28 protein-coding genes and 1 pseudogene are annotated in these 26678 nt (G+C 31.6%); 26 read left to right on the forward strand and 3 right to left on the reverse strand.

Annotated features, from left to right (window positions below; translation table 11 throughout):
• The first annotated feature begins 24 nt into the window (after window positions 1-24).
• From ACVEGE_RS15105 to ACVEGE_RS15230, 26 genes are all read left to right on the forward strand, one after another.
• On the forward strand, window positions 25-630 hold the full coding sequence (locus tag ACVEGE_RS15105) for a toxin-antitoxin system YwqK family antitoxin (protein WP_192501458.1): 606 nt from the start codon (window positions 25-27) through the stop codon (window positions 628-630).
• 24 nt (window positions 631-654) lie between these two features.
• Window positions 655-882 carry a hypothetical protein gene (locus ACVEGE_RS15110; protein ID WP_192501459.1) on the forward strand — a complete coding sequence of 76 codons (228 nt, stop codon included), beginning with the start codon at window positions 655-657 and terminating at the stop codon, window positions 880-882.
• A gap of 124 nt (window positions 883-1006) precedes the next feature.
• Window positions 1007-1642: a phage baseplate assembly protein V gene (locus ACVEGE_RS15115; protein WP_192501460.1), complete on the forward strand. Its 636-nt coding sequence runs from the start codon at window positions 1007-1009 to the stop codon at window positions 1640-1642.
• 2 nt (window positions 1643-1644) lie between these two features.
• The gene (locus ACVEGE_RS15120; RefSeq protein WP_192501461.1) at window positions 1645-3546 is read left to right on the forward strand and encodes a hypothetical protein; all 1902 of its coding nucleotides are present in this window, start codon (window positions 1645-1647) and stop codon (window positions 3544-3546) included.
• On the forward strand, window positions 3543-4295 hold the full coding sequence (locus tag ACVEGE_RS15125) for a hypothetical protein (protein ID WP_192501462.1): 753 nt from the start codon (window positions 3543-3545) through the stop codon (window positions 4293-4295). Before ACVEGE_RS15120 ends, ACVEGE_RS15125 begins: the two co-directional genes overlap by 4 nt.
• A 112-nt stretch (window positions 4296-4407) precedes the next feature.
• The gene (locus ACVEGE_RS15130) at window positions 4408-4830 is read left to right on the forward strand and encodes a DUF2345 domain-containing protein (protein WP_192501463.1); all 423 of its coding nucleotides are present in this window, start codon (window positions 4408-4410) and stop codon (window positions 4828-4830) included.
• 14 nt (window positions 4831-4844) lie between these two features.
• Entirely contained in the window at window positions 4845-5009 is a 165-nt protein-coding gene (locus tag ACVEGE_RS15135; RefSeq protein ID WP_192501464.1) for a hypothetical protein, read from the forward strand.
• Window positions 4999-5262 carry a hypothetical protein gene (locus ACVEGE_RS15140; protein WP_192501465.1) on the forward strand — a complete coding sequence of 88 codons (264 nt, stop codon included), beginning with the start codon at window positions 4999-5001 and terminating at the stop codon, window positions 5260-5262. The genes ACVEGE_RS15135 and ACVEGE_RS15140 overlap by 11 nt, the downstream gene beginning before the upstream one ends.
• Before the next feature lie 42 nt (window positions 5263-5304).
• Complete coding sequence (locus ACVEGE_RS15145) at window positions 5305-6249, forward strand: hypothetical protein (RefSeq protein WP_192501466.1); 945 nt, start codon at window positions 5305-5307, stop codon at window positions 6247-6249.
• An 892-nt stretch (window positions 6250-7141) separates the two neighbouring features.
• Window positions 7142-7858 (forward strand): phage baseplate assembly protein V, encoded by a 717-nt coding sequence (locus ACVEGE_RS15150; RefSeq protein ID WP_370567003.1) that lies wholly within the window; start codon window positions 7142-7144, stop codon window positions 7856-7858.
• A gap of 2 nt (window positions 7859-7860) precedes the next feature.
• On the forward strand, window positions 7861-9570 hold the full coding sequence (locus ACVEGE_RS15155; protein WP_458008570.1) for a hypothetical protein: 1710 nt from the start codon (window positions 7861-7863) through the stop codon (window positions 9568-9570).
• Window positions 9528-10403, forward strand: a complete 876-nt coding sequence (locus tag ACVEGE_RS15160; protein WP_458008571.1) for a hypothetical protein — start codon at window positions 9528-9530, stop codon at window positions 10401-10403. The genes ACVEGE_RS15155 and ACVEGE_RS15160 overlap by 43 nt, the downstream gene beginning before the upstream one ends.
• Before the next feature lie 399 nt (window positions 10404-10802).
• On the forward strand, window positions 10803-11318 hold the full coding sequence (locus ACVEGE_RS15165; protein WP_192501525.1) for a DUF2345 domain-containing protein: 516 nt from the start codon (window positions 10803-10805) through the stop codon (window positions 11316-11318).
• 13 nt (window positions 11319-11331) lie between these two features.
• A complete protein-coding gene (locus ACVEGE_RS15170) occupies window positions 11332-11505 on the forward strand; it encodes a hypothetical protein (protein ID WP_192501526.1) in 174 nt (57 codons plus the stop codon).
• A gap of 53 nt (window positions 11506-11558) precedes the next feature.
• Window positions 11559-12596: a DUF2931 family protein gene (locus tag ACVEGE_RS15175; protein ID WP_192501527.1), complete on the forward strand. Its 1038-nt coding sequence runs from the start codon at window positions 11559-11561 to the stop codon at window positions 12594-12596.
• A 1-nt stretch (window position 12597) separates the two neighbouring features.
• Entirely contained in the window at window positions 12598-13974 is a 1377-nt protein-coding gene (locus ACVEGE_RS15180) for a T6SS phospholipase effector Tle1-like catalytic domain-containing protein (RefSeq protein WP_192501528.1), read from the forward strand.
• Window positions 13975-14057: 83 nt separating this feature from the next.
• Window positions 14058-14741, forward strand: a complete 684-nt coding sequence (locus ACVEGE_RS15185; protein ID WP_192501529.1) for a phage baseplate assembly protein V — start codon at window positions 14058-14060, stop codon at window positions 14739-14741.
• A gap of 2 nt (window positions 14742-14743) precedes the next feature.
• Window positions 14744-15730, forward strand: coding sequence for a hypothetical protein (locus tag ACVEGE_RS15190; protein ID WP_192501530.1), 987 nt, complete (start codon window positions 14744-14746; stop codon window positions 15728-15730).
• The gene (locus tag ACVEGE_RS15195) at window positions 15709-16284 is read left to right on the forward strand and encodes a hypothetical protein (RefSeq protein WP_192501531.1); all 576 of its coding nucleotides are present in this window, start codon (window positions 15709-15711) and stop codon (window positions 16282-16284) included. The genes ACVEGE_RS15190 and ACVEGE_RS15195 overlap by 22 nt, the downstream gene beginning before the upstream one ends.
• Window positions 16274-16744 (forward strand): hypothetical protein, encoded by a 471-nt coding sequence (locus ACVEGE_RS15200; protein ID WP_192501532.1) that lies wholly within the window; start codon window positions 16274-16276, stop codon window positions 16742-16744. The genes ACVEGE_RS15195 and ACVEGE_RS15200 overlap by 11 nt, the downstream gene beginning before the upstream one ends.
• Window positions 16745-17245: 501 nt before the next feature.
• Window positions 17246-17308 carry a hypothetical protein gene (locus ACVEGE_RS15205; protein WP_370566995.1) on the forward strand — a complete coding sequence of 21 codons (63 nt, stop codon included), beginning with the start codon at window positions 17246-17248 and terminating at the stop codon, window positions 17306-17308.
• Window positions 17309-17449: 141 nt separating this feature from the next.
• A complete protein-coding gene (locus tag ACVEGE_RS15210; RefSeq protein ID WP_192501533.1) occupies window positions 17450-17704 on the forward strand; it encodes a hypothetical protein in 255 nt (84 codons plus the stop codon).
• A gap of 84 nt (window positions 17705-17788) precedes the next feature.
• The gene (locus tag ACVEGE_RS15215; protein ID WP_192501538.1) at window positions 17789-18745 is read left to right on the forward strand and encodes a DUF2931 family protein; all 957 of its coding nucleotides are present in this window, start codon (window positions 17789-17791) and stop codon (window positions 18743-18745) included.
• Between the two features lie 1002 nt (window positions 18746-19747).
• Window positions 19748-21586, forward strand: a complete 1839-nt coding sequence (locus ACVEGE_RS15220) for a type VI secretion system baseplate subunit TssF (protein WP_192501534.1) — start codon at window positions 19748-19750, stop codon at window positions 21584-21586.
• Window positions 21587-22150: 564 nt separating this feature from the next.
• Window positions 22151-22657: a hypothetical protein gene (locus ACVEGE_RS15225; RefSeq protein WP_192501535.1), complete on the forward strand. Its 507-nt coding sequence runs from the start codon at window positions 22151-22153 to the stop codon at window positions 22655-22657.
• Between the two features lie 321 nt (window positions 22658-22978).
• The gene (locus ACVEGE_RS15230) at window positions 22979-23317 is read left to right on the forward strand and encodes a hypothetical protein (protein WP_458008572.1); all 339 of its coding nucleotides are present in this window, start codon (window positions 22979-22981) and stop codon (window positions 23315-23317) included.
• Between the two features lie 234 nt (window positions 23318-23551).
• On the opposite strand, the pseudogene galE reads toward ACVEGE_RS15230, so the two are convergent.
• From galE to galK, 3 genes and pseudogenes are all read right to left on the reverse strand, one after another.
• Window positions 23552-24445: pseudogene (gene galE / locus ACVEGE_RS15235) on the reverse strand (UDP-glucose 4-epimerase GalE); the annotation flags it as partial.
• Between the two features lie 2 nt (window positions 24446-24447).
• Window positions 24448-25497, reverse strand: coding sequence for a UDP-glucose--hexose-1-phosphate uridylyltransferase (locus tag ACVEGE_RS15240; RefSeq protein ID WP_173857369.1), 1050 nt, complete (start codon window positions 25495-25497; stop codon window positions 24448-24450).
• Window positions 25498-25502: 5 nt separating this feature from the next.
• The gene (galK, locus tag ACVEGE_RS15245) at window positions 25503-26669 is read right to left on the reverse strand and encodes a galactokinase (RefSeq protein WP_192501536.1); all 1167 of its coding nucleotides are present in this window, start codon (window positions 26667-26669) and stop codon (window positions 25503-25505) included.
• Window positions 26670-26678 lie beyond the last annotated feature (9 nt).

Raw genomic sequence — 26678 nt, forward strand, 5'->3', positions numbered from 1 at the left:
GATATTTTACAGTAAATTCAAAAAATGATAAAAAACAAGAATAATATTACAATTGTATGTATGTTTCTACTTGTAGGATGTAAGGTTCTCGTTCCTCTCCCTCTTACAACCGCTGGATATAACAATTCTCCTAATAATCATAGATATCTTGATTTTCCTGATGATGATAAGGTACTTGCGGCTGATTATTATCGTGACCAATTTGTAGAAGGTGGTATGAGAGTAGGAAAGTTCAATAATGATGGTCATAAAGAAGGTAAATGGTTAACTGGTGATGTAGATTTAGAAGATAAAGGAAATGTATATGCAAAAGGAAGAATATGGAGAGAAGAATATTTTAAAGATGGTTTAAGAGATAGTATTTTCAGGCAATTTGATAGAGAGGGTAAAGTAATTTACGAAACCACATTCAAAATGGGAACTGGTTTGTGGAAAGACTTTCATAGTAATGGTAAACTTTATTTTGAAGCGTATACTAAAGATGGTTATTTTACAGATACCTTAAAGCTTTATAACGATAAAGGTGAATTAATGGAAAAACTTTTATATAAAAAAGATTCTTTAATCTTTAAACAAAATATGATTATTGATGATTTTCCTAATTGTAACCCTAGTATTGATGATGATTAATTTAAAGTACCAAAAATTAAAAATTTGCTAAACAAAAACTCGCTTAACCCAGCAGGATATGAAGTAGAAATTGAGAATTATGACGCGATGGATGGTACTAATGTAGACGATTATTTTTATGCATTTGATAAAGAAGATTGGACAAAAAATGAATTGTTCAAACAAAATCAAGTTAAAACCAAAAAACACATATTAATTTCATACCCCCCCGCTGCGCAAAGTCTCATGACTTTGCGTTTTGTGTTATTATAAACTTAATGAATTTAATACACTTTTTCGTATTCATTTTATTCAAAAAAACTATTGTAAAACCGAAAGTTTATGAGGCGTAAAAGTAGCCCTCAACTGGGCAAGTGGCAGCACCACTAGCGAGTGGATGCGCATGATACAGCCGCACTCCGGTGCTGGAAAAGGATTTTATTTCATCCCCGAAATAGGCGAAGAAGTATTAGTAGGATTTGAAGGCAATAATGCACAAAATCCTTACGTTTTAGAAAGTCAGTACAACGGCAGTGAATCCAGTGGGTATAACTCAGATGGGAACGACCAAAAAGTAATACACACCCGCTCTGGAACTAAAATAGCCTTTAACGATAGCGAAGGCAGTATTTTAATCGAAGATCCTTCTGGGAATACTTGGCAAATGGATGGGCAAGGGAATATTAGTGTGAATGCGCCTAAGAACTTTACTTTGAATGCTGGGGAAAACATCACATTTACTGCAGGAAAAAATATCAATTCATCTGCAGCCGTAAATATGTCGGAAAGTGCAGGAGTGGATAAAATAATTACTGTTGGAGCGATCCTTAATACGAATGTAGGGGGAGATCATATGCTAAATGTGACAGGTGATTTTATGGAACATATCGAGGGTAATTTAGAATCACATACCGCAAAAGAGCGACAAGAAAGTAGTGTTAAAGGTATTCAAGTTAGTAGTGATGATGTTATTAATAAACATTCAAAGAAAGAAGTACAGAATAATAGTGCTGAAAAAACTAAATCACATTAATTATGAGTAGAATTAGAATTGTTGGTGGTACAATCACTAAAACATCTAAAGGAGCATATAATATGTACTCTGATGAAAATATTGTCCATAGTTCTGGAAAATCTATTTCTGAAGTTGGTGAAGAGAATGGCATTACGTTTGGGGAGCCTAAAAGCCCACCAAAGAAAGAAATCATTGAGAGCAAATATAAATTTGAAAGTACCTATGTACACGATCATCTTTTAGATGTGGCTAAGGAAATGATGCCAAAATTTAATACAGATGATTCAAGTATAATTTACAAATTTTATAAGGCTTTAAACGATGGGGAAATAAAAAATCTTCCAATTGAGGTTTCTAAGAACTTACTTTCTGGTAAAGTTTTTTTGGATTTAGAAAAGAAAAAAATTATTATTTGGGAAACAAGTCTAATTGATTTAGAAAAAAACGATCTTCAAAAAATTAAATTACTTCAAGATCTCACACACTCTTACAGTACTTACCTAAAAGAATTTTTGAAAGATTTAAATTCTGGAGACAAATTTGAATCTTATGATTATGATTTATTTAGATTTGATGCAATTGGTACTGAGTCTGTCATTATTGGAAAATTAGAAACACCTACTTTTAATGGAAATCTAGAACTTTCGTTTGTAGAAAATAAAAGCAAAGTATCTGTAAAATACAATTGGAGGCCAGAGAAAAATTCTCGCGCTCATGGGCCAAACGCCGGTGAGGGAGGTGATTTTTATGAAGGTCCAGACGACCCACCTACCAAAAGCCCTAATATAGGTTTTAAATTTAGTTACAGCCTCAAAGGTGGGTTTACTGCAAGTGTATATATCGGAATTTCAAAGGGTATGAATTCAGGGGATTTTGGAGCTATGGGCGCTCTTAATACCGCCCTGACTTACTATGGGAGAGGGGCTATTGGAACATCAAGTATGAGTCCTACACTAGTTACTCTGAGCGCGACACCTTCAGTTACTTTAGGATATAAAACAGGTAATGCATTACAGATGAACCTTTTTAATAACGCATCTGGATCTGGAGTCTGGAACCCTTATGAGTATGCTTTTACCCTTGGTCCAACAGCTATCCTGAGCTCAGGAAAAGTATCTGATGAGTTTAACCCAGAAACAAGTCAATTTGGTAAAAACCCTTACAACTCACATGATGTATTTAGAGGAGAAGAAAATGTTCAAGGTAAACGAAAACATGAAGATCATACACGTAACCAGTTTTTGGGTGGAGCTGCAATAAAAGTAGGCAACTTTATGATAGCCTCTTTTAATGATATTTATCTGCCACCTTTGTTTTTTGGAATGAATTCAGACCAATATTGGTCGGCGGGTGTAAATGTACAGGCAAAATTATCGGAAGATATTAAGATTGCCTATGCTGTAGACATGTATTACGGAAAATCTAATAACAAAAACACATTGAATCAAGACAAAATGATTGGCAACCAAAATTATGATTATCAACAGTTGTTTGATGTATTGCTCAACCGCGGCCAAGAAATGTTCTCGGTTACAGATGCCTTAGGAAACATAACCACCAAAACTAAATTGGGGTATGGTACTTTTTGGCCTACCAATGCGATGCACGACAGTATTGATTTTCCTGAAAAACCAAAAGAACCCAAAAAACCTATAAGATCACAATACCAAAATAACTCAATATTTGATGAAGATGTAAAAAAATATAATGAAGATTTAGAAATATTCAAAAGAAATAAAATGAATTATGATATTAGTATGCAATTAAAACCGAAGCCAACTTTTCATCATTTGTATGTAGTATATGATACAGAAAACGAAGTTGATCTTGAAAGACTAAAAAAGTACCTCTATGCGGGACAATCAGAACAGGGAAAATTACTGAAAGAATATTATTTATTAGAAGATAAAAATAAAAAATGATAGTACAAAAAACTAAAATAATTATCGTTCTATTCTCATTGTTATTTCTATTAGCGTGTAAGACTTCAAAAAAAGTTGGAGAAGGAGAATATGATATTGCTTTTAAGAATTATCTAGAAACATGGAAAATTGATATTAAAAATCTCAATGATGGTAATTATACTGATTATTATCTAGAATTTTTAAACGATAAAAAAAAGAAAATTATATCTGATAATCATTATCTAAAAGTAGATAAGGTATATGTTTATCAAGGTGGTAAAAATAAAATCACATTTTGTGTTTTTTCGGATGACGGAAATGAATACATGTCCCGACTATACAAAGCTGATCGTGACTTTCTGACAGAACCAGAAAATGGCATCATAAAACTAAAACAAGAATTTAAATTAGAATTTCTAGGTAATTTCGAATTAAATGATAAGTTTATTAAAATTAGCCGAAATATAAGAGAATTATCAGGAAAAGAATTCAATGAAGGTGATTTAGGTCGTTTAGAAAATGATACTATAAGATTGATTGAAAACTATGATACTAAAAAGTATGAATACAAAAAGAAATGGCTTGCAAAAACATATAAAACAGATTACAAATTTGTTTATCAACCAAATCTGAAAGTTACTAAACATGAGGCTGATAAAACACATAATGCATACTATCTTATAGAGGGGACCTTTAATGTAGAAAGAAATTTAGAAGAGGAAAAAATGCTTGATACTCTTGAAAAAGGAAAGTATCAGGAAAAGTAACTTATAATTAGTACAAAAGAATAGACGATCAAGATTATAACTATCAATAATTATTTGATGTTTTGCTCAATTGCGGTTAGTTAAGCTATCCCGCTCAGGAACTAAAATTATAATGAACGATAGTGAGGGAAGTATTTTAATAGAAGATCCTTCTGGAAATACTTGGCAAATGGATGGGCAAGGAAATATTAGTGTGAATGCGCCTAAGAATTTTACTTTGAATGCTGGGGAGGATGTAAATATTACCGCAGGGAAGAATGTTTCTGTGAGTGCTGGGGAAAGCATGACTAACTCAGCCAATAAAGATATTTCGCAAACAGCGGGTAATGATCTTACTCAAACGGCGGTAGGTGATTTTACGGAAAGTGCTAATAATAAGTCGGAAATAGTAGAGAATGATTACAATAGAGGGGCAGGAGAAACGGCAGATTTGTTCTCTAAAAAATTTACTGCACATAGCTCTGAAGAAGATATGCTTTTGAAGAGTAAAACAACGGTACAATTGAATAGTGGTGAAAAATCCGTGAATCATTAAAACCAAAAAATAGTATGGCTATTAATAAACAAGCTAAAAATATACACGTAATAATAAAAAAAGCTGATATTATTTTTGCAGGAAACTTCACAGTGACTGCCAAGAAAGTAATTATCGAAGCCTCAAACGATGAGTTAGTGTTTAACGGTACCAAAAAAATAAATATAGATGGGAATTAGCTATAATGATTATGAACCAACAGAAAGAAAAAAGATACCTGAGAAAGAAGAAGAAAAAAATGCAGTTCTTTATGAAACAGATGGTCATTATAGTACAGTATATTTAGTATGTTTGATGTTGGGAATGAGTGAAGCGGAGGCTGAAGAATTGGCAATTGCTACCGAAGATCCAGATACTGATGTTCATAGTAAAACTGATTATGAAATCGATCAGACTTGGTCAGATGCTGAAGATCAAGAAGATATACATTAGTTAACAGGAGCGTTTCACGGAGAGGAAGAACTTTTAACTGCCTTGAAGTTTATCAAATTAGGAGAAGTTGGCGGCAGTCATGAAAAAACAATTAAAAGAATGGGTGAATTACTCCATAGATTTGGAGATACTTATGCTCATACTAAATTCGATAATTTATTGCCGAAAGATTTAAAATCTTATAAGTTGAGTGAGAATCCTGAGAAATCGGGAAAAGCGGAAAAAGCGAGAAAAGAATGGAAATATGAAACAGGAGAGATGCTAGCCGAAAAAATACCAGATTGGATAATTTTTATAAATTATAATGTAGATAAGTATGGGTATAGTTTTTTTACAAATCTCTTCATACAAAGAAAAGTATTTCAAGGGAAAACTTTTTCGGAATACTTAAGAGAAGTTTACCTCTTAAAATCTTCTGATAAATTTATTTTATATGGAGGAAAAAAGAAAACAGTAATGTGGATAAGTACAGGGATAACTGGAGATCATTTCGAAACAGATGCAGGTTATCCTGATATGATATATATGAGGCCGGAGTGGTATTTAAACTACGTAAAAAATTTAACGTGGATATTAGCATATAGATTTAAGCTTAACTTAAAAAAATTTGACATTTCAGTTTTTAATGAAATGGTTCGTTTTTCTGTCGAAAACAAATGTTCTCTTAAAGGAATTATCGATTTTGAAATTGCAAAAAAAAGAAACAAAAACGAAGTTTTTATACCTGTTTTCTACTCTAAAATTAATCGAGGCTGGGCTTCAATTGATGCTGTATATAATACAGATTATTTAGATACAGCCAATTCTGTATTAAGTAATACAAAAAAATACATTAAAAGATCCAAGGCATTGATAATAAACGAAGGAAATGAAACCCACTATGGTAAAGTGAAAATTCAATTAAAGAAAGAAGGTAGTTGGTATAACTATGGCGATTATAAAGAATACGCACAAGATTATTTTGTAATTAAGTTCAATCTATTATGAAAAGTATATTAAAGTATAACATACTAATGCTTTTAGCAGGTATAATATTATCAACTATTATTTATTCTTTAAGTCCTTTTAAAATAGGTAATCGTGCTGATATTATTGAATTTATGGGCATAATATTTTTTTTTAGCACTCTATCTTTAATAAATATTATTGGGTATTTGCTATTACATTATATTTTTAAAATAGACATTAAGATAATTTTTAAAGTAACTAACATTTTGATTTTACTTTTAATTCTGTTCAATCATTCTCGAGAATGGAAAAATACTTATTTATTAATTTGCACACCTATTTATTTTTTATTGCAATTTTTAATTTTCCTCTATTATAAGAAAAGAATAAAAATGTAAATTATATATTTTTTTAAAAATAATGAAATACCACAGCTTTGCTCATTGCGTAATATAAGGATTTCATGGTATTGAAGAGTTCATTACAGCGATTAAATTCTTATGGCTAAAAATTGATATCGATAATCGGAAAGATTCAATACGTGAGTTAGGTGAATTATTACATCGATTTGGAGATACTTATGCAAATTCTAAATTGGATAATATAAAACCTGATCATCTTCACGAATATTCTTATTAGATTAGAAATTTTTTATGAATAATAAAATATGGATTTACAAACAAAATTAGATGCTAATTTAAGGATATTTATTCTACTTTATTTCAAAAGTTGTAGTAGCATTTGAAAGGCATAATGCGCAAAACCTTTAGGTTTTGAGTATATAAAGTTAGTGAGTTTAATGGGTACAACTCAGATAGCAAGGACCAAAAAGTAATCCCCACTACGCAAAGTCTCATGACTTTGCGTTTTTTTATATTCTTAAAAGTCGTAAACGAAATGAAAGTCTCCCGACTTTCTAACCAATTATTGAATAGCCCATAACACATCCGCAGGATTAGGACGCGTAAAAGTATCCTTCAACTGGGCAAGTGGCAGCAACACTAGCGAGTGGATGCGTATGATACAACCGCACTCAGGGGCTGGAAAAGGATTTTATTTCATACCCGAGATAGGCGAAGAAGTATTAGTAGGTTTTGAAGGCAATAATACACAAAATCCTTACGTTTTAGGTAGTCAATACAACGGCAGTGAATCTAGTGGATATGCTGATGGCGAGAACAACGTAAAAGCCATTCACACCCGCTCAGGAACCAAAATAATTATGAACGACAGCGAAGGAAGTATTTTGATTGAAGATCCTTCTGGAAATACTTGGCAAATGGATGGTCAAGGAAATATTAGCGTGAATGCGCCTAAGAATTTTACTTTGAATGCTGGGGAAAACATCACATTTACTGCAGGAAAAAATATCAATTCATCTGCAGCCGTAAATATGTCGGAAAGTGCAGGAGTGGATAAAATAATTACTGTTGGAGCGATCCTTAATACGAATGTAGGGGGAGATCATATGCTAAGTGTTACAGGTAATTTTATGGAACATATTGAAGGTAATTTAGAATCGCACTCTGAGAAAGAAAGACAGGAATCGAGTACTAAAGGAATTCAAATAAATAGTGAAGATACTATTAACAAACATTCTAAAAAGGAAGTGCAAAATAATAGTGGTGAAAAATCTAAATCTCATTAGTTATGAGTAGAATTAGAATTGTTGGAGGTACAATAACCAAAACTACCATAGGTGCACATCATATGTATTCTGATGAGAATATTGTTTTTAGCTCTAGTAAAATGGTAACCGAGATAGGAGATGAAAATGGAGTTGTATTTGGCGAGCCAAAGGATGCACCTGAAATTAAATCACAATTAATACAAACAGAAACTCCTGAATATGTAGTTTTGTTTAGGAGATTGCCAAGTCCAAGTTACACAGGAGAATTTGGATGGGATTATATGCGGGACGACTATCTTACGGGTACTTGTATTGAAGGATTGGAAGATTTGAAAAAGGAATATAAACCTTTTGAAATTAAAACTATTAACGCAACAACTTCAAAACCTTACGGGACATATTACTCACCATGGCTTTCCATGTTTGTAGATCATAAAACTATTATTGGCAAAGATGTAGAATTGTATATTGAAGCTCCTATTGATTTTATTTCTGATAGTGTAGATTTCGGAAATGAAGAAATGATATTTGTCCCTAGCAGTCCCTTTTTAAGAGTGGTACCGGACAAAATACCAATTACCAATGCAATAAATGGTGTTAGAATAAAAATATTTTGCGATGCCACATTAGATAAAGATGCTACAATAGAAATAAAATCATCTAAAGGAGATATTGTAGGTAGGATGAATGTGCTAAAAAATAAAGATGTAGATGAATTGACTATAAATGTATATGTTATAAAAGCATTTGTGAGTGATAATCCATTATTTTCAGAAGCAGTTATTGATGGCGAAATGGCAAAAATAGGTGGATTGATAGGTTTAGAAAATTATTTAAATAAACAAAGTTTGAATCAAGGATTAATTCAAGTAAAATTAATAGATGTGGATACAAGTGGAAAAGTTTTAAAGATGCCTTTGAGTACAAATACATTTAATCTTGCTAATAAGGGTTATAATACTATGACTTCCAAACCAGATGATGAATACGTCAATTTAAAAGGAATTATTACAAAACAGAGTATTTTTGAAGTTGATTCAGGAAAAAGTGTTAACTTATTTAATAAGCAAGCTAACAAATTATATGGACTTGATAGAGAAAAATGCATATTACTCTATCTGTGTCCTTTAAACACAAAAGATGCTGGAGGCTCTTCTTACACAATACCACTAAATAATAAACATTGTATTATCTTTAAAACAAATTTACATCATCTAACTTCATATGCTCATGAGATAGCTCATACACTAGGTTTAGATCATACTTTTTTAGCTAAAGATTCATCTTGCAACTTAATAAATTTAACTACTGAAAAAAGTAATATTGATAATGAAGTCGTTAATTTTAGAGAAAAAATCATAGTAGGTAAAACAAATATTGATAATCAATGGAGTGTTTTTAGAAATGCTCGTGAAAACAAAGGATATTTTGATAGTATAAGTGTAAATAGTGAAGAATATACAAAGTATAAAAAGCCATTTGATAATGCAAAAAATGAATTAGATAAAACACTGCAAGAATATACTAAAAATAAAAATGATGAGAAAAATTTAATTGTTAAAAATAATATCAGATTTACTAGGGCGTTAACAGAAAACATTATGGATTATAGTAGTGACGATGTCAATTGTGATGGAATTAGAGATGTTACTGGAATAACTATTAAAAAATCATTTAATAAATATCAATGGAAAATTATTCAAGAAGAAACAAAATTATATTATCATTAGTTGGTACATTAATATTTTTATATAGTAGTTGTAATACTTATAAAATTGTAACACCTTCAATACCTATACCAATTTTAAAAGAAGACAAACAATTATATAATTACAGTAAAAAATCAGAAATAATAGTAACAATTGTAAAAAACTACAATTTGAGTAATTCTGATGAAACAAAGTTTTTAGACAATTCCTATGAAGAAGATTTGGATAGTTTAATTATAAAAAAAGATAAAAGGAAAATTACAAAAGATAAATACTTCGTTATTTCCTTAAAAGATTTTATTACAAATTATCGAATTAAAGAAAACATATTATTAGATAAGAATAAAAGCACTAAATCTATAATAAATATTTTAAGGTTTAAAAATCATAACGAACTAAAAATTTCATCAATAAACAAAGGCATTTTTACTGCTGTAAATATTATAGAAGATGGATATCCATTAGATTCAGAGGGTTATGATTTTGATGGAAAAGGAAATATTGATTATTTATATAATAATTTATCCAACATATATATAAAAACTAATAATCAAAATATAAATTATGAAAAGCTTGATTTTTCTTACTATCCTTTAAAAAATAAATTTTATTCTGGAAATGGTAATTGGGAAAGGTTTTATTATGTACAAGATAAAAATTTAGAGTATCTAGTAACTCATGTAAAGGAAAATGGAGAAGTAAAAAATAATTACAAGTTTGGAGAATGGAAATACTACAACAAAAGCGGAGTAATAGATAGTACCAAAATATATACTTTAAAAGACTCTATAGATGTTCGTTTTCCATATTGTATTTTTAATAAAAAAGAACCTTGTTTTTGTGAAAATAAATAATCAAATAAAATTTTTGGACACTATCCTAAAATCTGTGTAAGTTTAAAATTTCAGGGTTAAATTTTTTATAGTTTAATCCTGTTTTCAAATATAGCTAAAAATTGATTGAGTATAACCCCGCTGGGCAAAGTCTCCTGACTTTGCGTTTTGTGTTATTATAAACTTAATGAATTTAATGCACTTTTTCGTATTCATTTTATTCAAAAAAACTATTGTAAAACCGAAGGATTAGGACGCGTAAAAGTATCCTTCAACTGGGCAAGTGGTAGCACCACTAGCGAGTTGATGCGTATGATATAGCCGCACTCAGGGGCTGGAAAAGGATTTTATTTCATCCCTGAAATAGGCGAAGAAGTATTAGTAGGTTTTGAAGGCAATAATGCACAAAATCCTTACGTTTTGGGTAGTCAGTACAATGGTAGTGAATCCAGTGGGTATAACTCAGATGGGAACGACCAAAAAGTAATACATACCCGCTCAGGAACTAAAATAGCCTTTAACGATAGCGAAGGCAGTATTTTGATTGAAGATCCTTCTGGAAATACTTGGCAAATGGATGGTCAAGGGAATATTAGTGTGAATGCACCTAAGAATTTTACTTTGAATGCTGGGGAAAATGTAAATATTACAGCTGGTAAAAATGTTTCTGTGAGTGCAGGAGAAGATATGGATAATTCTGCAAATAATGATATTAATCAAACAGCGGGTAATGACTTAACTCAATCTGCAGCTGGAGATATAATTGAAAATTCAGATAACAGAACAGAGATTGTCGAAAAAGATTTTGTACGCCAAGCCTATAGTTCAAGTGAAATTGCATCAGAAGTTACTATTTTTAGTCAAAAAGAAAATATGACGTTACAAAGTGGAAAAACTATAGAGATGAATAGTACCGAAAAATCAAACATGTTTTAATTTAAAAAAAGTTATGGCAATTACCAAACGCGCAAAAAATATTAAGATCAAAGTACTAGACGCATTTCAATTAATAGTTGGTGGTAAACTTGTAAAGAATGCCAATAAATTAAATTTCGAATCAACAAAAGGAAATTTGAATTTACTTAGCGGAAAAAAAATAATAGCGCATAGTGCAGTAAAGTAGAGATGAAAAAAAATAGTATTTTATTGCTTTGTGCAATAATAATAAGTTCGTGCATGGAAAAAAAATATGAATGGTCAGCGAATGTATCTGCACCAAGAGAATATCCTATAGAAGTATATACAGGAGCTGCAGGGGGGTATTTTTTTAGCCAAATGGGAGGATTTAGTAATGCTGGTTGGGGTGCTGGCAGTAGTGTAAATTATATAACGGCACCACTGCCTGATAGACTTGATATGACATGGTTATCTTATGTAGATAATAAATTTTATACAGGCGATTGGAAGCTCCCTACTGAAAAAATACAACAACTGTTTGATAAAGGATTTTATTCGATAACTGGATCAGAAGCAGTAGTCGAGCCATATACATCTATAAACATAGGTCTTGCTCCAAAAGGAATGGTTGTTGTATGGGTCGCTGGAGCTGGTAAGCAAGTAGAAATAGTTAGGTTTCAGGCTCATGAAACTACAATAGACCCTAAACTTATTACAGAAAGTGAAAAATACATGTTTAAAGATGGTTATAGTGAACTAAGCCTTGAAAGTAATTTTGTTATCTCTCAAGAAGTTAGAGAGCAGCTTCAGCTATATGGTTATCCAGCACCAGAGATGTATGAGGCATACAGAGAGAAATACAACTGGAAGCCCAAAATTATCTTGCCGGATGGTTGCAAAATAAGTTCGATATATATTAAAATGTGCAACGGAGAAATCGAAGATCCTTATGATAGACCAATAGATCAAAAAAGTAGAGCAATTCCTTTTACATTTGAAATTTTTTGGTCAGTAGCTAATGGTAAAAAGGAGCAAAAGTTTGTTTCAAGGATCGCATTTACTAAAGATGATAAATTTTGGGCAAAATATCTTAAGGAAGGTGGCGGACAAGATGAAATGCCAATAGATTTTGGTAAAACCGAAATTAGAACATTATTTAAAGAGTTAATTGATAAAAATAAGACTGCTGAGATGGTTATTAAAATTGATTCTGACCAAAAAGAGGATGACGCATGGATAACCAGTTTATGTATAAAACAAGGAGAGAAAAAATATAATCTAACTCAATTCTGTCAAGATTCAGGCAAACTTAATTAATATGAGTATAGTATATGGAGATTATACACCTCCCAAAAAAATAGTAAAATCTACAGATCTAACCATCGGTATTTTTTTTGATGGCACTAATAATAATATGAATAATAGTAATGCTAAAGAGTATTATAATAAACGGAATAGAGGTAAAAAATTAACAGACAAAGAAGCCGTCTCAGCAAGCGCATATGATAGGAATGGACGATTGAAGGAGAGTAGCAGTTATCATAATGATTGGTCGAATGTAGCACGACTTTATGATGTTTATCCTGTAGAATTAGCTGTATATGTGGATGGAGTTGGTACAGAGACAGAAAAAGGAGATGCGGTATTGGGTGCTGGATTCGGCACAGGCAATACCGGAATTATAGGTAAGGTAGAGGAAGGTTGCGAAAAGTTAGCAAATACAATATTGAGACAAAACCAAAAAAACAAAGTAATACCAATACTGTACTTGGATGTTTTTGGTTTTAGTCGTGGGGCGGCAGCTGCCAGAGTTTTTCTAGATGAAATTAGTAAAAAGCCCAATCTAGGTTCTGTAAATTTTAAAAACAAAGCAGGCTATTTGGGGTATTATTTAGCAAAGAAGAATATAAAAGTGGGCTCAGTACAAGTACGCTTTTTAGGACTCTTTGATACAGTATCTTCTTACTCTAAGTACGCTACTGCACTTCCTAATTTTGATAATGATGCTACCGAAATACCGTTGCATACATTATCTAAAGCAAAATCAGTAATGCACTTTACTGCTGAAAATGAGCACCGTAATAATTTTTCGCTTACTGAAACTAGAGTAGGTAAAACTAGAGAATTTCCAGGTGTGCACTCAGATGTTGGAGGGAGTTATAATGATGGAATTGAGGTAGTTAAAATTATTGAAAAAGATTTTATGGATAAAATAAATGAACTTGTAACTAAATTAATTAATGAGTCTTGGTATTTAGAAAAACAATTAGAAATTTCTATGTTTAGTCCTAATGAGCTTAAAGGTACTCGAAAATTAAAAAAAACATATAGTTATATTCCATTACATTTAATGTCAGAATGGGCAATTTCGGCTCAAAAAGTACCTTTTAATAATGCCAAGTTGGAAAAGACTAAATACAGTATTACTGGTGATGCGCTGTTAATGAGGGTAAAAAAACGTTTGCGAGAATATGTTTTACATAATGGTAAACCGTATAAATTTGCATGGTATGGTGCAATTCATGAAAAGTACAAAGGTGTAAAGGAAGGGGATAAGTTACTTGCAGCATATAAGCAAGAGATACAAGAGCAAAAAGATTTAAGAATACTTCGTAATGAATATTTACACTGGTCAGCGGATAATGATTCTATTGGTATGGAACCCACAAAAGATAGGAAACGTAAAAAGTTTTAAAATTTTTGTCTTAATCCCGCAGCGCAAAGTCTCAAGACTTTGCGTTTTTTTTTATCTTTAAAGTTTACAAAGAACCGGAAGGATTGGGACGTGGAAAAGTACAGTTTAATTGGGCAGGAGCAAGCGCCAAAAGCGACTGGATGCGCATGATACAACCACACTCTGGTGGCGGCAAAGGATTTTATTTCATCCCCGAAATAGGCGAAGAAATTCTAGTAGGATTTGAAGGCAATAATGCACAAAATCCTTACGTTTTAGGTAGTCAGTACAATGGTAGTAAATCCAGTGGGTATGCTGATGGAGAGAACAACGTAAAAGCCATTCACACCCGCTCAGGAACAAAAATTATCATGAAGGACAGTGAGGGAAGTATTTTGATTGAAGATCCTTCTGGAAATACTTGGCAAATGGATGGGCAAGGAAATATTAGTGTGAATGCGCCGAATGACATTACGATGAATGCTGGAGGAAGTATTTCGATGACTGCAGGTAAAAATATCAATTCATCTGCAACCATGAATATTTCTGAAAGTGCTGGGGTCAATCATAGCGTTGTTGCAGGAGCAATCATGATACAAAATGCAGGAGGAGATTATCGTTTAATGGCAGCGAATATTTTTGAAGAGGCAAAAGGAGAAAGGAAATCTAAAGCAAAAGAGGTAAGTGATGAATCTAAAGATAAGAAAGTTACTTCAAAAAATAAGAATGAAATTCATACCAAAGGAGATTTTGAAAATAATGGTGGCGAAAGTACCAGAATGCATTAATTATGGAAGGTGGAAAAATTATACGAATAGTTGGGGAGACCAATAGTATTGAATGTGAGACATGGACCGTATATACTGATAAATTTACTTCTAATGCAGGAAATGGAAGCTATTTTACTGCAGATGGTGTAAGTACTTTTGGGGAACCTAAAGATGCACCTCTTTTTGGAAAATATTTTGAAAAAGGCTGGTGGAGTTCTGACTATGAAGGAAATAAAAAAATAACAAAAGCTAAGCTTGGAGATACTGTTTATTTTCAAGTAGAAATGACTACAAAATTTCCTGAAACTACTCTTCCTGATGACAAACAGAAAATGATTTCCTTTAAATTATATGAATTTGATGGAAATGAATATTTTATAGGTAGAATTATGTTGATACCTGTACCAGGAAAATATCCAAAAAAAAATAAAGAGATTAAATATATTACTTGGAATGATATAAATAAAAATAACAAATTAGATCCGGAAGAAGAATATACCTCAAAACCATATACTGAGGTATTAGCAACAGGAAATAAAGCAGTTATATCTTTTCAATTAAGCGAAGGTTTAGCAAAATATTTTAATGAATTTGCTGAATTAAAATTATTTATGTCTGTTACTTATAATTATGAAAATGTGGACTTACCTATAAGTGAAGGAACTTATTTAGATGTAGAGCCCAAACTTCCTGCAATAAAAGAAATCTATGTGAAATTATTAAATTATCAAGTTTCACAGGAAGTAATTGGTAAGTTAAGTGAAGTTGATGGGAGTATTCAATACTTAAAAGGCAATGATGATATTATGAGTGAAAAGGTAAATATGGATTACTTTTCTGTTAGAATAAATAAATTACCAAAGTTTGCAGATGATAATATAGTCGTTTTATACAAAAAAATTAGAAAAAACTTCTTAACTCTTGTTAAAGGTGATGTTACTTTTGATTCTCATTCTGAACCATTTCATAATGAGGTAAATGGTAGGTGGGAGTTAAACCTTATATAAAGGAAGATGATCCTGCGTATGCTAAAGAACAATTGAGAAGATGGGAACATGAAGTTGGAAGTACAGTTTTTTTTATCGAAGCAGGCGGTGGCACTGTAGAAGATATTATAGGTGACCATGGTGCTGTTCTCGAAAGTGAATGCAAACCATTTGAAATGTGTTGGATATTTACTACTATTGTTACTAAGGAAAGTGAAACCCAACCCTTTTCAGGACATAGGCAATTTGGCATCCACAAAGATGAAGAAGGAAATTACAGATTCTTCGCTCGTGCTATTGATAGAATATGGCCAACATCTACAATAGTAAATTTAAGTTTGGGGAGAAAAGATTTTGCAGTAAAAGATTATTTAACAATTGCAGATTCTACATGGAATAAATTAATTAAAAATGTGTCAGATTTTATCGAAAAAAACGGAGGTGATACAACTATAATGAAACCGGAATTTGTAAGAACGGATTTCAATAAATTTCTAGCTAAATATGAAACTAAGCCAGTTACCTACATAGGTAATATCCCTCAGTATAATAAAATACAAGAAAATGAAAAATAAACAGCTGATAATAAATATACTATCTTATTTTTTTATATATCATTTAGTGTTTGAATATTTAGTTAATTATTATGATTTCGATAAAAGATCCAGAATACTTACACCTCTTGGTCGTGTTCTTAGAAAATTATTAATGAATCAGCACGTACATGGAATATATTCTACAGGTGATTTTCTAGTTTTTTTATTTAATTTATTTATAAGTGCTATTTTATTTTATATTGCATATCGATGGTTTGGAAGGGAGCACATTCTTAAAACATTCAGTAGAGTAATTATTGCTTTTATAATAATTAATTTAATTATCATAACATATATTGTAATTGATGGTTTTGGTCAAGGACCAACTTTTGTTTATGTTGTTTATTTTTTAATTCCTATGTCTATTTTAGTTGTTTTATTGCTGCCACTTTTCTGGATAAATAAGAAAATTAACGATGTTTTAAAAAAAAGACTATAGAACACTAACAAATAATAATTGCCCCCGCTGCGCAAAGGTGTGCTGTGAATGACGAGTAGTTGACAACCTTAGTCAATGTTGTGTAAGAGATGGAAGTAGGTTTTCCACAATCGCTATAAATTCAAAGCCACCCCATCTGATGTTGCCGCACCGCCTTACACCGATGTTGCTAGTTACGCCAAAGCAGACCCCCGCTGCGCAAAGTCTCCTGACTTTGCGTTTTGTGTTATTATAAACTTAATGAATTTAATGCACTTTTTCGTATTCATTTTATTCAAAAAAATTATTGTAAAACCGAAGGTTTAGGTCGTGTAAAAGTAAAACTTTACTGGGCAGTTGGTAGCACCAAGAGTAATTGGATGCGCAAGCTCCAACCGCACCCCGCTGCGCAAAGTCTCATGACTTTGCACTTTTTTTGATATTATTTAAAGTCATGAACTGAAAGTAAATTTCCCAATTTTTAATTAGGAAAGTGGCAGCTCCACTAGCGAGTGGATGCGTATGATACAGCCGCACTCAGGGCCTGGAAAAGGATTTTATTTCATCCCCGAAATAGGCGAATAAGTTCTAGTAGGATTTGAAGGCAATAATGCACAAAATCCTTATGTTTTAGGAAGTCAGTACAATGGTAGCGAATCCAGTGGGTATGCCGATGGCGAGAACAACGTAAAAGCCATTCACACCCGCTCAGGAACTAAAATTATCATGAACGATAGTGAGGGAAGTATTTTGATTGAAGATCCTTCTGGAAATACTTGGCAGATGGATGGTCAAGGGAATATTAGTGTGAATACGCCTAAGAAATTTACTTGGAATGCGGGAGAGAATATTACATTTACCGTAGGAAAAAATATTAGTACTTCTGCAACCATGAATATTTCTAAAAGTGCTGGAGTGGATAAAATGACTAATGTTGGAGCTATTTTTAAATATAATTCTAGGTGGAAACTCAATATATGACTATTTATAAAAAATGCAAAAAATTCATAATTTAAAATTTATATTTTTTTACTATCATTAGTATTAACAATTTCATGTAACGATATGCAAGAAAAATTTGATTGGTTACCCACTGAGAGTGCGCCAGAGTTGTACCCTATGAATATTCATAGTGGTAATTTGTATTTTGAAGATGGAGAAAGTGTTTACATCCCATGTTCTGGCAGCGCTAACAATGGTTGGGGTAAAACGGGGTCGATACATTTACAAGGAAATAAATTACGACCAGTACCCGTGAAATTAGAGGTGACTTGGGCATCCTTTAAAGAAAATAAATTTTATACAGGTGCTTGGGATTTACCAAAGGAAAAGATTCTTAAGTTATTTATAGAAGGTTTTGTTCATTATGATACACGTAAAAAAATAACTTATTCTCAGATAAACGTAGGCTGTGCTCCTGGAGGGATAGTTGTAGTCTGGTTATCTGGAGTAGGGAATCAAGTTGAAATAGGAAGGTATCAAGCACATGATACTTTAATTGCTATGAGCGATTATTTACCAGGGAATCCAACAGCAATTCAAAAAGTGGCTTTTGCTAATTTAGGAAAACTAGATGATCTATTAGAAAAAAATTATGAGAAAAAAGGAGGTATTCAGTTTGGACTTTGGGATACATATCGTAAAAAATACAATTGGAAAGCAAAAATTGAAATTGCAGGTCATAAGTTTGAAAAAATTGGGTTAAAAATGTTTAATGGTGAAGCAGAGAATTTATTTGACGAGGTACTTTTAAAAAATGAATTTAAAGAAAGAGCTGTACCAAGTTATATGTCATTCATGATAGCAAATGTTAAAGGAGTTAAAACTGTTTTTGAATTTAAAGAAATTGATGAAGAGGAAATTTTCGATTTATTCAAAAAAAGTGATACTTCGCAACCCATAGAAATTATATTGCGCATGAATGAAGACTTAACAAATCGCCGTCTTATTTTTAAACAAGGAAGCAAAGAGTTAACAATTGATAAAATCGATGTGAACAATACGTGGGAGTACGACAGATAGTAAATATTTAAGATTTTGAGTTTGTTTTAAAACAAAGCTAAATTTAAAGAGAAGAGTAAAGTCTCATGAATTTGCGCTTCTTTTATATTCCTGAAAGTGTTATTTAAGAAAAGTCTCATCGATTTTACTTGAATGTTTCTTAAATTTTTTCTATTTAAAGAGTCATAAACTATAAATTAACGAATCTACTATTTTGTGGTTTTTTATTAATCCTATAAATAATTAAAAGTTATACATTTTGCTTCTGAAATATACTTTTATATCCTGATTTTCAAATGATTAATGGGGTATTTAGCCTTAATATTAACGATTCATATAGTTAGTTCTACAAAATATAGATATGTAGTTTTACAAGAAGAAATAAAATTAGATGTAACAGTATATTGATACAAATGCGTGAAGTGGTAGATAGCTAAATATTAAAAGTTGTTTATCAGGATTATATCACCACGTATATTAAATGCTGTCCTCATCGAGGTTTCACTAACTTGGTTAACTTAATCAAAGGTTGTTATTTAGGGAAATTGCAAGTTGAATTTATAGAGTTGAAAAGGTGATATTGTGGATCGTCATTTTGTGCTACAGGTTTTGGATGTTAGTTTACAGGAAATATTACCAATGAAATGTTAAATCAGTATCGGAAACATCACAGAAACCAAATCAAGATAACAATCATAATTTCATAAACGAATATAGCAAATTTGCAAACTTTAAGGCTGTCAACAATTATATGGAATTTCAATCTATGATGGTGAGTTTTTCTAAAAAAGTTTTTATAAAGTCTAAATATCGTATTACCCTCAAAATACTGATAGTAATGTCATAAAATGTGTTTTTTTCTAATGTTAGAAAAAACATGGTGATTTTTACTTATTTATTGAATGAAAATTATATCTTAGTCCAAGAATAAACTTATAAATTGTAGTATAGCAAAACAAATTAATTTTTTTAGAATTGCTATTAAAAAAGACAATAAACCTTTGAGTTTTGATCAAATAAGCTATGAGACAAGAACGAATTAAAGACAGAGTATTAAAGAGGGCGGCTAGATCTTGGGGCTTTTCAGATGTTGAAATGGAAACCTCATTTGATCCTGTGGTATCAATGATGCTTAATGCTTTATCCTACGAATTAGAAAAGGTAGCACATGAACTAGAAGATTCTAAAACCCGCGTAGTTGAAAGGGTTCTTGAAATTATGTTTCCTGAAGTTACTGCTGGAGCTAAACCTGCAAGAGCAATCATGCATGCATTACCCATTGATAATAATATGCGTGTTTCATTGCAAAATCAAATGTCGGTAAATAGAAGAATTCATAATATTTATAACCCATTAGCGCCAATCACTAAAGAAATAGCACTTTCCCCTACATTAGAAGTAAAATTAGCTTCTGCAGAGGTAAAATATATTGCTTATGAAAGAAACTTATTCGAAGTTTCTAATCTTTTTTACAAAGATGCAGTTAGGAATTATTCTAATACATTACCGTCAGGAATAGTATTTTTAGGTATCGAGCTAAAAAACGCCAATGTATTTGAACTCGATGATTTAATGCTATATATTGATATTAAAAACACGCATCAAAAAGAAATGTTTCATTATTATTTGAAGCAAATGAAATGTTTTCATGATGATAAACAAATCAATGTTGAAGTAGGTTATAATGTGCCGGTTAATAATCTCGATATAGAAGGTATTATTAATAGAAATTATACACATCTTAATGAAGTAATGCAAGAGGTGAATGAATACTATTTCGATAATTTTTATACATTAAAAGGAGCGTTAAAATACAAACCATTTAACGAATATAGTGCAGAATATAGTTTTTTTGAAGAAATAACAAATAATAACGATAGCACTATCATTTGGGTTAAAATGGTATTTCCTGAATCTTTAATTCCACAAATAATAGATAATGTGTCTTTTACAACAAATTGCTTTCCAGTAATTAATAAAAAAAGACATACAATAAACAAGACACTCGGGAATTTTCTATCATATGTAGCACTCGAAACGGATAACAATATATACCTAGATGTTGATACAGTTTTAGATGGTTATAATAATCATTATGAGATTAAAGAATTTAAAGATGGAGTTATAGAAGAGGGGAATGCTGTACTAAGAACAGGTGGGGTTTCAAGATTTGATTCTAGAAGTGCTTCAGAGTTATTACAAAATGTATTGGATTTACTAAAGGACGAGAGTTCCTCTTTTGCCGGTTTGGGTAAAGATTTTATGAATAGTTCTTTAGTTGAAATTAATCAACTGTTGGCTTCCGTAGAACAACAAGCTAAAGAAAGTAGTTTTTCTAAAAATAATGCTCCATATTTAATGATCAAGCCTAAATTTGATGAGTCAATTGGAAAATCTTTTGCAATAAACTATTGGTCAACTTGTGCGGAAGAGGGTAATGATATTAAAGCAGGGACATTTTTAGAATCTAAAGAAGATTTATCATTTGTTAGTAAGGAAGCAACATTGATGACAAATACTGTGGGAGGTATGAATAAGCAAAATAATAAAGATCGAATTTTAGCTTATCGTAATGCTTTATTGACACGTGGTAGAATTGTTACATTTGCTGATATAAAAGCATTTGGATTTAATCACTTTAAGAGTAGTATTAGTGATCTTAAGATTGAGAAAGGTACTCGAAAAGAGATTTCTGTAAAAGCAGGTTTTAGTCGTACGGTTGATGTTTATTTAAAAGTAAATAGGGAAGAAAAAGAGCATATTTCTGAAACCGAGTGGGATTACTTATGTGAGAGTTTTATGAAACAATTGAAAAACACTTCATCAAACGTATTTCCTTATCGTTTATTTATAGAAAATTAATCTAAATCTTTTTGTTTTTATTGTTCTAAACCAGTGTTTAAGCTATATTTTTTTTGTGGATATAACTTCAGTTTTTAAAAAAAACTTATTGACATAGAATAATATGATTTAAGCAGTGTAGATCATTTTTAATTATTATCAAGTTTTTTTTTGGTTATTAGTATTGCAGATTTTAATACTTTATAGTCAAATTTATGTGATTTTCATTCCATAGTTTTTAGTATATAAAATTATAATTAATCCCTTTAGGTTCTTCGTATGAAAGAACTTAAAGGAATTTTTAATTTTAGGGTATAAAAAATAACAACATCTATTGGGGTTTTATGATCTTGACTTGAAAATTTACGAACCATTTTATGAAAGATTTACTGAAATTGGATATATTGAATTCTTATTAGAAAGTACAAATCTTTTTTTAATTTTAAGTAAAGTTATTCCAATGTTTTCAGAGTATCCATATTATATTTTGGCGGAGGGTAGCTCGTTTATTTAATGTGGAGAGAAAATTTTAGATTATTTTTTTCTAAACTATATCTCGATATTTTACTAGAGTATTTACTTTTCATGTTCAATTTATGGAGAAAAAGTTTAGCAATAGAAATTGATAGTTTTATAAATCATCTTAATTCAAAACTAGAATCCAAGCCTATTAAAAATTTTACTAAAAGTGCTTTTGTTCAGAAAAGACAAAAGATAAATCCAGAGGTTTTTAAATATTTATCGAAAGTAATTATGGAAAACACTTATGTTGAAATAAATATAAATGTCCAACTATTTTATGGTTATAGACTCCTTGCAGTTGATGGTTCTATGGTTATTCTACCCTATACAGAGAATTTAAAAAATGTATTTGGAGTATCAAAAAACAACACTAAAACAGTTCTAGTGCAAGGAAGAGCTTCTGTTTTGTATGACGTACTGAATCGTCTCGCATTGGATTCTTCGTTGAATAATTCAGCATTGGGAGAAAGACAATTGGCATTGAAACATTCTGATTATTGGACCAAGAACGATTTGATTATATATGATAGAGGCTACGCGGGTTATGATTTTCAGTATGAACATTTTTAAAAGAATATAGATTATTTAATCAGAACAAGTGTTACCCTTAGTGACCTAATAAAAGATTTTGTAACAAGCAAGAAACAATCAGCCATAGTTGATTTATTTCCAAATCAAAAACACGCTATAGTTGATAAGCAATACACAAAAGAGACATCGCTAAAAGTTCGATTAATTAGAATCGTTTTGTCTAATGGAGAAATTGAAGTTTTGATGACATCTTTATTGGATAGTCAAACTTTTCCAGCCAATATGTTTAAAGAATTATTCTTTTTGAGATAGGACAGGGGCATTGAGACATTTTACGACGAGTTGAAAAACAAACTCAAATTGGAATACTTCACGGGTTATCCCAAAGCAAGTATAGAACAGGACTTTTTATGCACGATATTAATAAGTAATTTGCAATCAACCATTGTAAATGACTTACAAGATGACTTAAAATTAAAGAACAAAAACACAAACTTGTCTTACGGTTTTTTAAAAAATAGAATACTAGAGTTGCTTTTTAAAAAAACACCTTTGGATGAAGTATTCGAAGAATTAGAAAATCTATTTCTTAAAAATACAATTCCAATTAGATTAAATCGGAATAACAAACGAGAAGCAGGTAAATATCTCAATCGAAAAAGACTTTTAGTGCTTAAAAATCAGAAAGATGCAATATGAAAATTACTTAACTTAATGACATTGCGCTCGAACTGACAATTGGACTTTTTTATAAATAGTATTATTATCACTACTCCTTACTGTTCATATTTTAAATATGCGACGTGAATGATACGAATATTTAATTGTTAATTTTAGTTTACAGCGAGATATGATTTTAAAATAGTTTTGTGATTCAAAATATAATTTTTTTTTTGAAAAAATACCATTTTGCTAAGAAAGCGTTGATGTTTAATCACCAGCTCTGCGATCAATAATGCTATAATTGAGTTTTTTACCGCTCACTTTTTCGAATGCATGAATAACTTCTAGAACAGAACTTCCTACACCAGTACCTAAATTAAATGTTTCTACTTTCTCACTATTTTTCTTGTCGAGTAAGCGCTCTAGCGCAACTAAATGAGCTTTAGCTAGATCTACTACATGAATGTAATCACGTATGCATGTTCCGTCAGTAGTAGGGTAATCATCACCGTACACTAATAGTTCGTTTCTTAAACCAACTGCAGTTTGCGTAATAAACGGTACTAGATTTTGTGGTACACCTAGCGGTAATTCCCCAATTTCTGCTGTGGGATGCGCTCCAATAGGATTAAAATAACGCAACAGTATAGCGTTGATACCACTTATTTTTGCTACATCTGATATAATTTCTTCACCTATTTGCTTGGTATTACCATATGGAGACAGCGCGGTTTGAACGGCCGTGTTCTCATCAATTGGCATCACTTTGGCTTGACCATAAACGGTACAAGAAGAACTAAAGATAAAATGAGCATCTTCTTTTTTCTCTAATTCTTGAAGTAAATATACTAATGTATTGATGTTGTTTTCCTAATAAAGCAATAGATTACCCACGCTTTCTCCTACTGCTTTTGAAGCGGCAAAATGAATAACTCATTTAATATCCTGATGTCTTTTAAATAAGTCTTGAACCACCGCCTTTTCACGTAAATCTAATTTTTCAAATAGGGGAGTCGTTCCCGTTATTGCCGTGATTCCTTGTAAAACGGCTTCGGTAGCATTTGATAAATTATCAATAACAATAACTTCATAGCCTTTGCTTTGCAATTCGACTACGGTATGCGAACCTATAAATCCCAAACCTCCAGTAACTACAATTTTCATAATTATTTGTTTTTATAGTGAACGTCAGAAAGGTCTCTAAGCATTTGAGCACTTTTTTCAGCAGTGATGTCTCTTTGTGATTCTCCCATCATCTCATAACCTACCATAAATTTCTTTACAGTTGCAGAACGCAATAATGGCGGATAAAAATGCATGTGGAATTGCCATTCAGGATGTTCCTCACCATCTGTAGGCGCTTGATGAATTCCTGAAGAATAGGGAAATGAAGTTTCAAAAAGGTTGTCGTAACGTGTTGTCAATTGCTTCAAAATACTAGCAAAAGCCGTTGCTTCGTCAGTAGTGAATTCGGTTATTTTAGTAATGTGTCTTTTACTGATAATCATGGTTTCAAATGGCCACACAGCCCAGAAAGGTACTAGTGCAGCAAAATGATCGTTTTCGACAACCACGCGCTCTTTAAGTTTTAATTCTTCGTGCAAGTAATCTTGAAGCAAGTTTGTACCCTGCTTTTTATAGTATGCTAGTAAGTTGGCTTGCGTTTTTTCTACCTCTGTTGGCAGTGAAGATTGCGCCCAAATTTGACCATGAGGATGCGGGTTACTACAACCCATAACACTACCTTTATTTTCAAATATTTGTACGTGATTGATGTAATCGATGCTTCCTAAATCAGTATATTCTTTTTGCCAAGTAGCAATAATATCACTAATCGCATCTACAGTCATTTCTGGTAAGGTCAAATTGTGTTCTGGTGAGAAACAAACAACCTTAGAAATACCTCTTTCTGGTTGTGCTTTAAAAAACAAGTTGTTTTTATCTTCTTGAAAATCAATAGGTTCTTGTTTTAGGGCAGCAAAGTCATTTTCGAAAACAAAACTCTGTTTATAATCTGGATTTACTTCACCATTAGCACGTACATTTCCTGCACACAAGTAGCAAGTAGGATCATAAGCAGGTAATTCCTCCTTAGAAATACTTTCATTTTGTCCTTGCCATGGGCGTTTAGAACGGTGCGGAGATACCAGAACCCACTCGTTTATTAATGGATTGTACCTTCTATGTGGATCTTCGTTTATGTCAAATTTTTTCATGATAATTATTTTTTATAAAGTGATGTTCCGTTTCCAATGGTAACATCATAAATTTTTAATTCTATGTTAAAGGCATCAAAATAAGCTTTTGAAAATTTTGCTTTTACTTCATCTTCAAATCCTTTTTTGACTAAATTAATAGTGCAACCGCCAAAACCGCCACCCATTAATCGAGACCCTATAACTGCTTCTTCTGCTTTAGCTAAATCTACTAGAACGTCTAGCTCCTCACAACTTACTTCATAATTTTTAGACAAACCTTCATGCGTTGCAAACATTAATTCGCCTAAAAGGGCGATGTTACCATTGTCTAAGGCTTTGCAAGCTTCAATAACTCTATTAATCTCTTTTACTACAAACAGCGAACGCTTGTACACATCGGCACTCATTTTTTCCTTTAGATCAATAATAGTTTGTTCAGTACAATCTCTAAAACTTTTTATTTCGGGAAAATTACGCTGTACAATGGCAATGCCTTCTTCACATTGCTCTCTTCTTTCGTTATAGGCTGATGTCATTAACGAATGTTTTACATTCGAATCAAATAAAATTAACGAATAATCACTAAAATTAGCTTCATGGTAGGTATATTCTAATGTTCGGCAGTCAATCTTTACAACTTGGTTTTTCTTGCCCATTACGCTAGAGAATTGATCCATGATACCACAATGAATTCCCACCCAATGCTCTGCTTTTTGACCTAATAAAGCAATGTCGATTGGTTTTATATTCAAATTAAATAATTCGTTTATTCCAAATAAGAAACCGCATTCTAAAGCAGCCGATGAAGATAATCCGGAACCCACCGGAATATCACTACTAAAAACACAGTTGACACCTTCAAATTGAAATCCACCATTTTTTAATTGTTGGATAACACCTCTTATGTAATTTGTCCAAACCTTTTCGTCATGTTGAACCTCGGCCGTAAGATCAATTTCAAATTCATCGTCAAGATCCAAAGCGATTATTCTGGACGTATTTGAATTGTTTTTTTCGAAAGCAAAACAAATGATCTTGTCAATAGCCGCTGGCAAAACATAGCCATCATTGTAGTCTATATGTTCCCCTATGATATTTATTCGTCCTGGTGAAAGAACTATTTTTTCTGGTTTTGAATTAAAGTTTTCTTGAAAACTACTAATCGTCTTGTTTATTAAAATGTCATTCATAGTAGTATA

It is taken from the genome of Flavobacterium sp. PL002 (assembly GCF_054165825.1).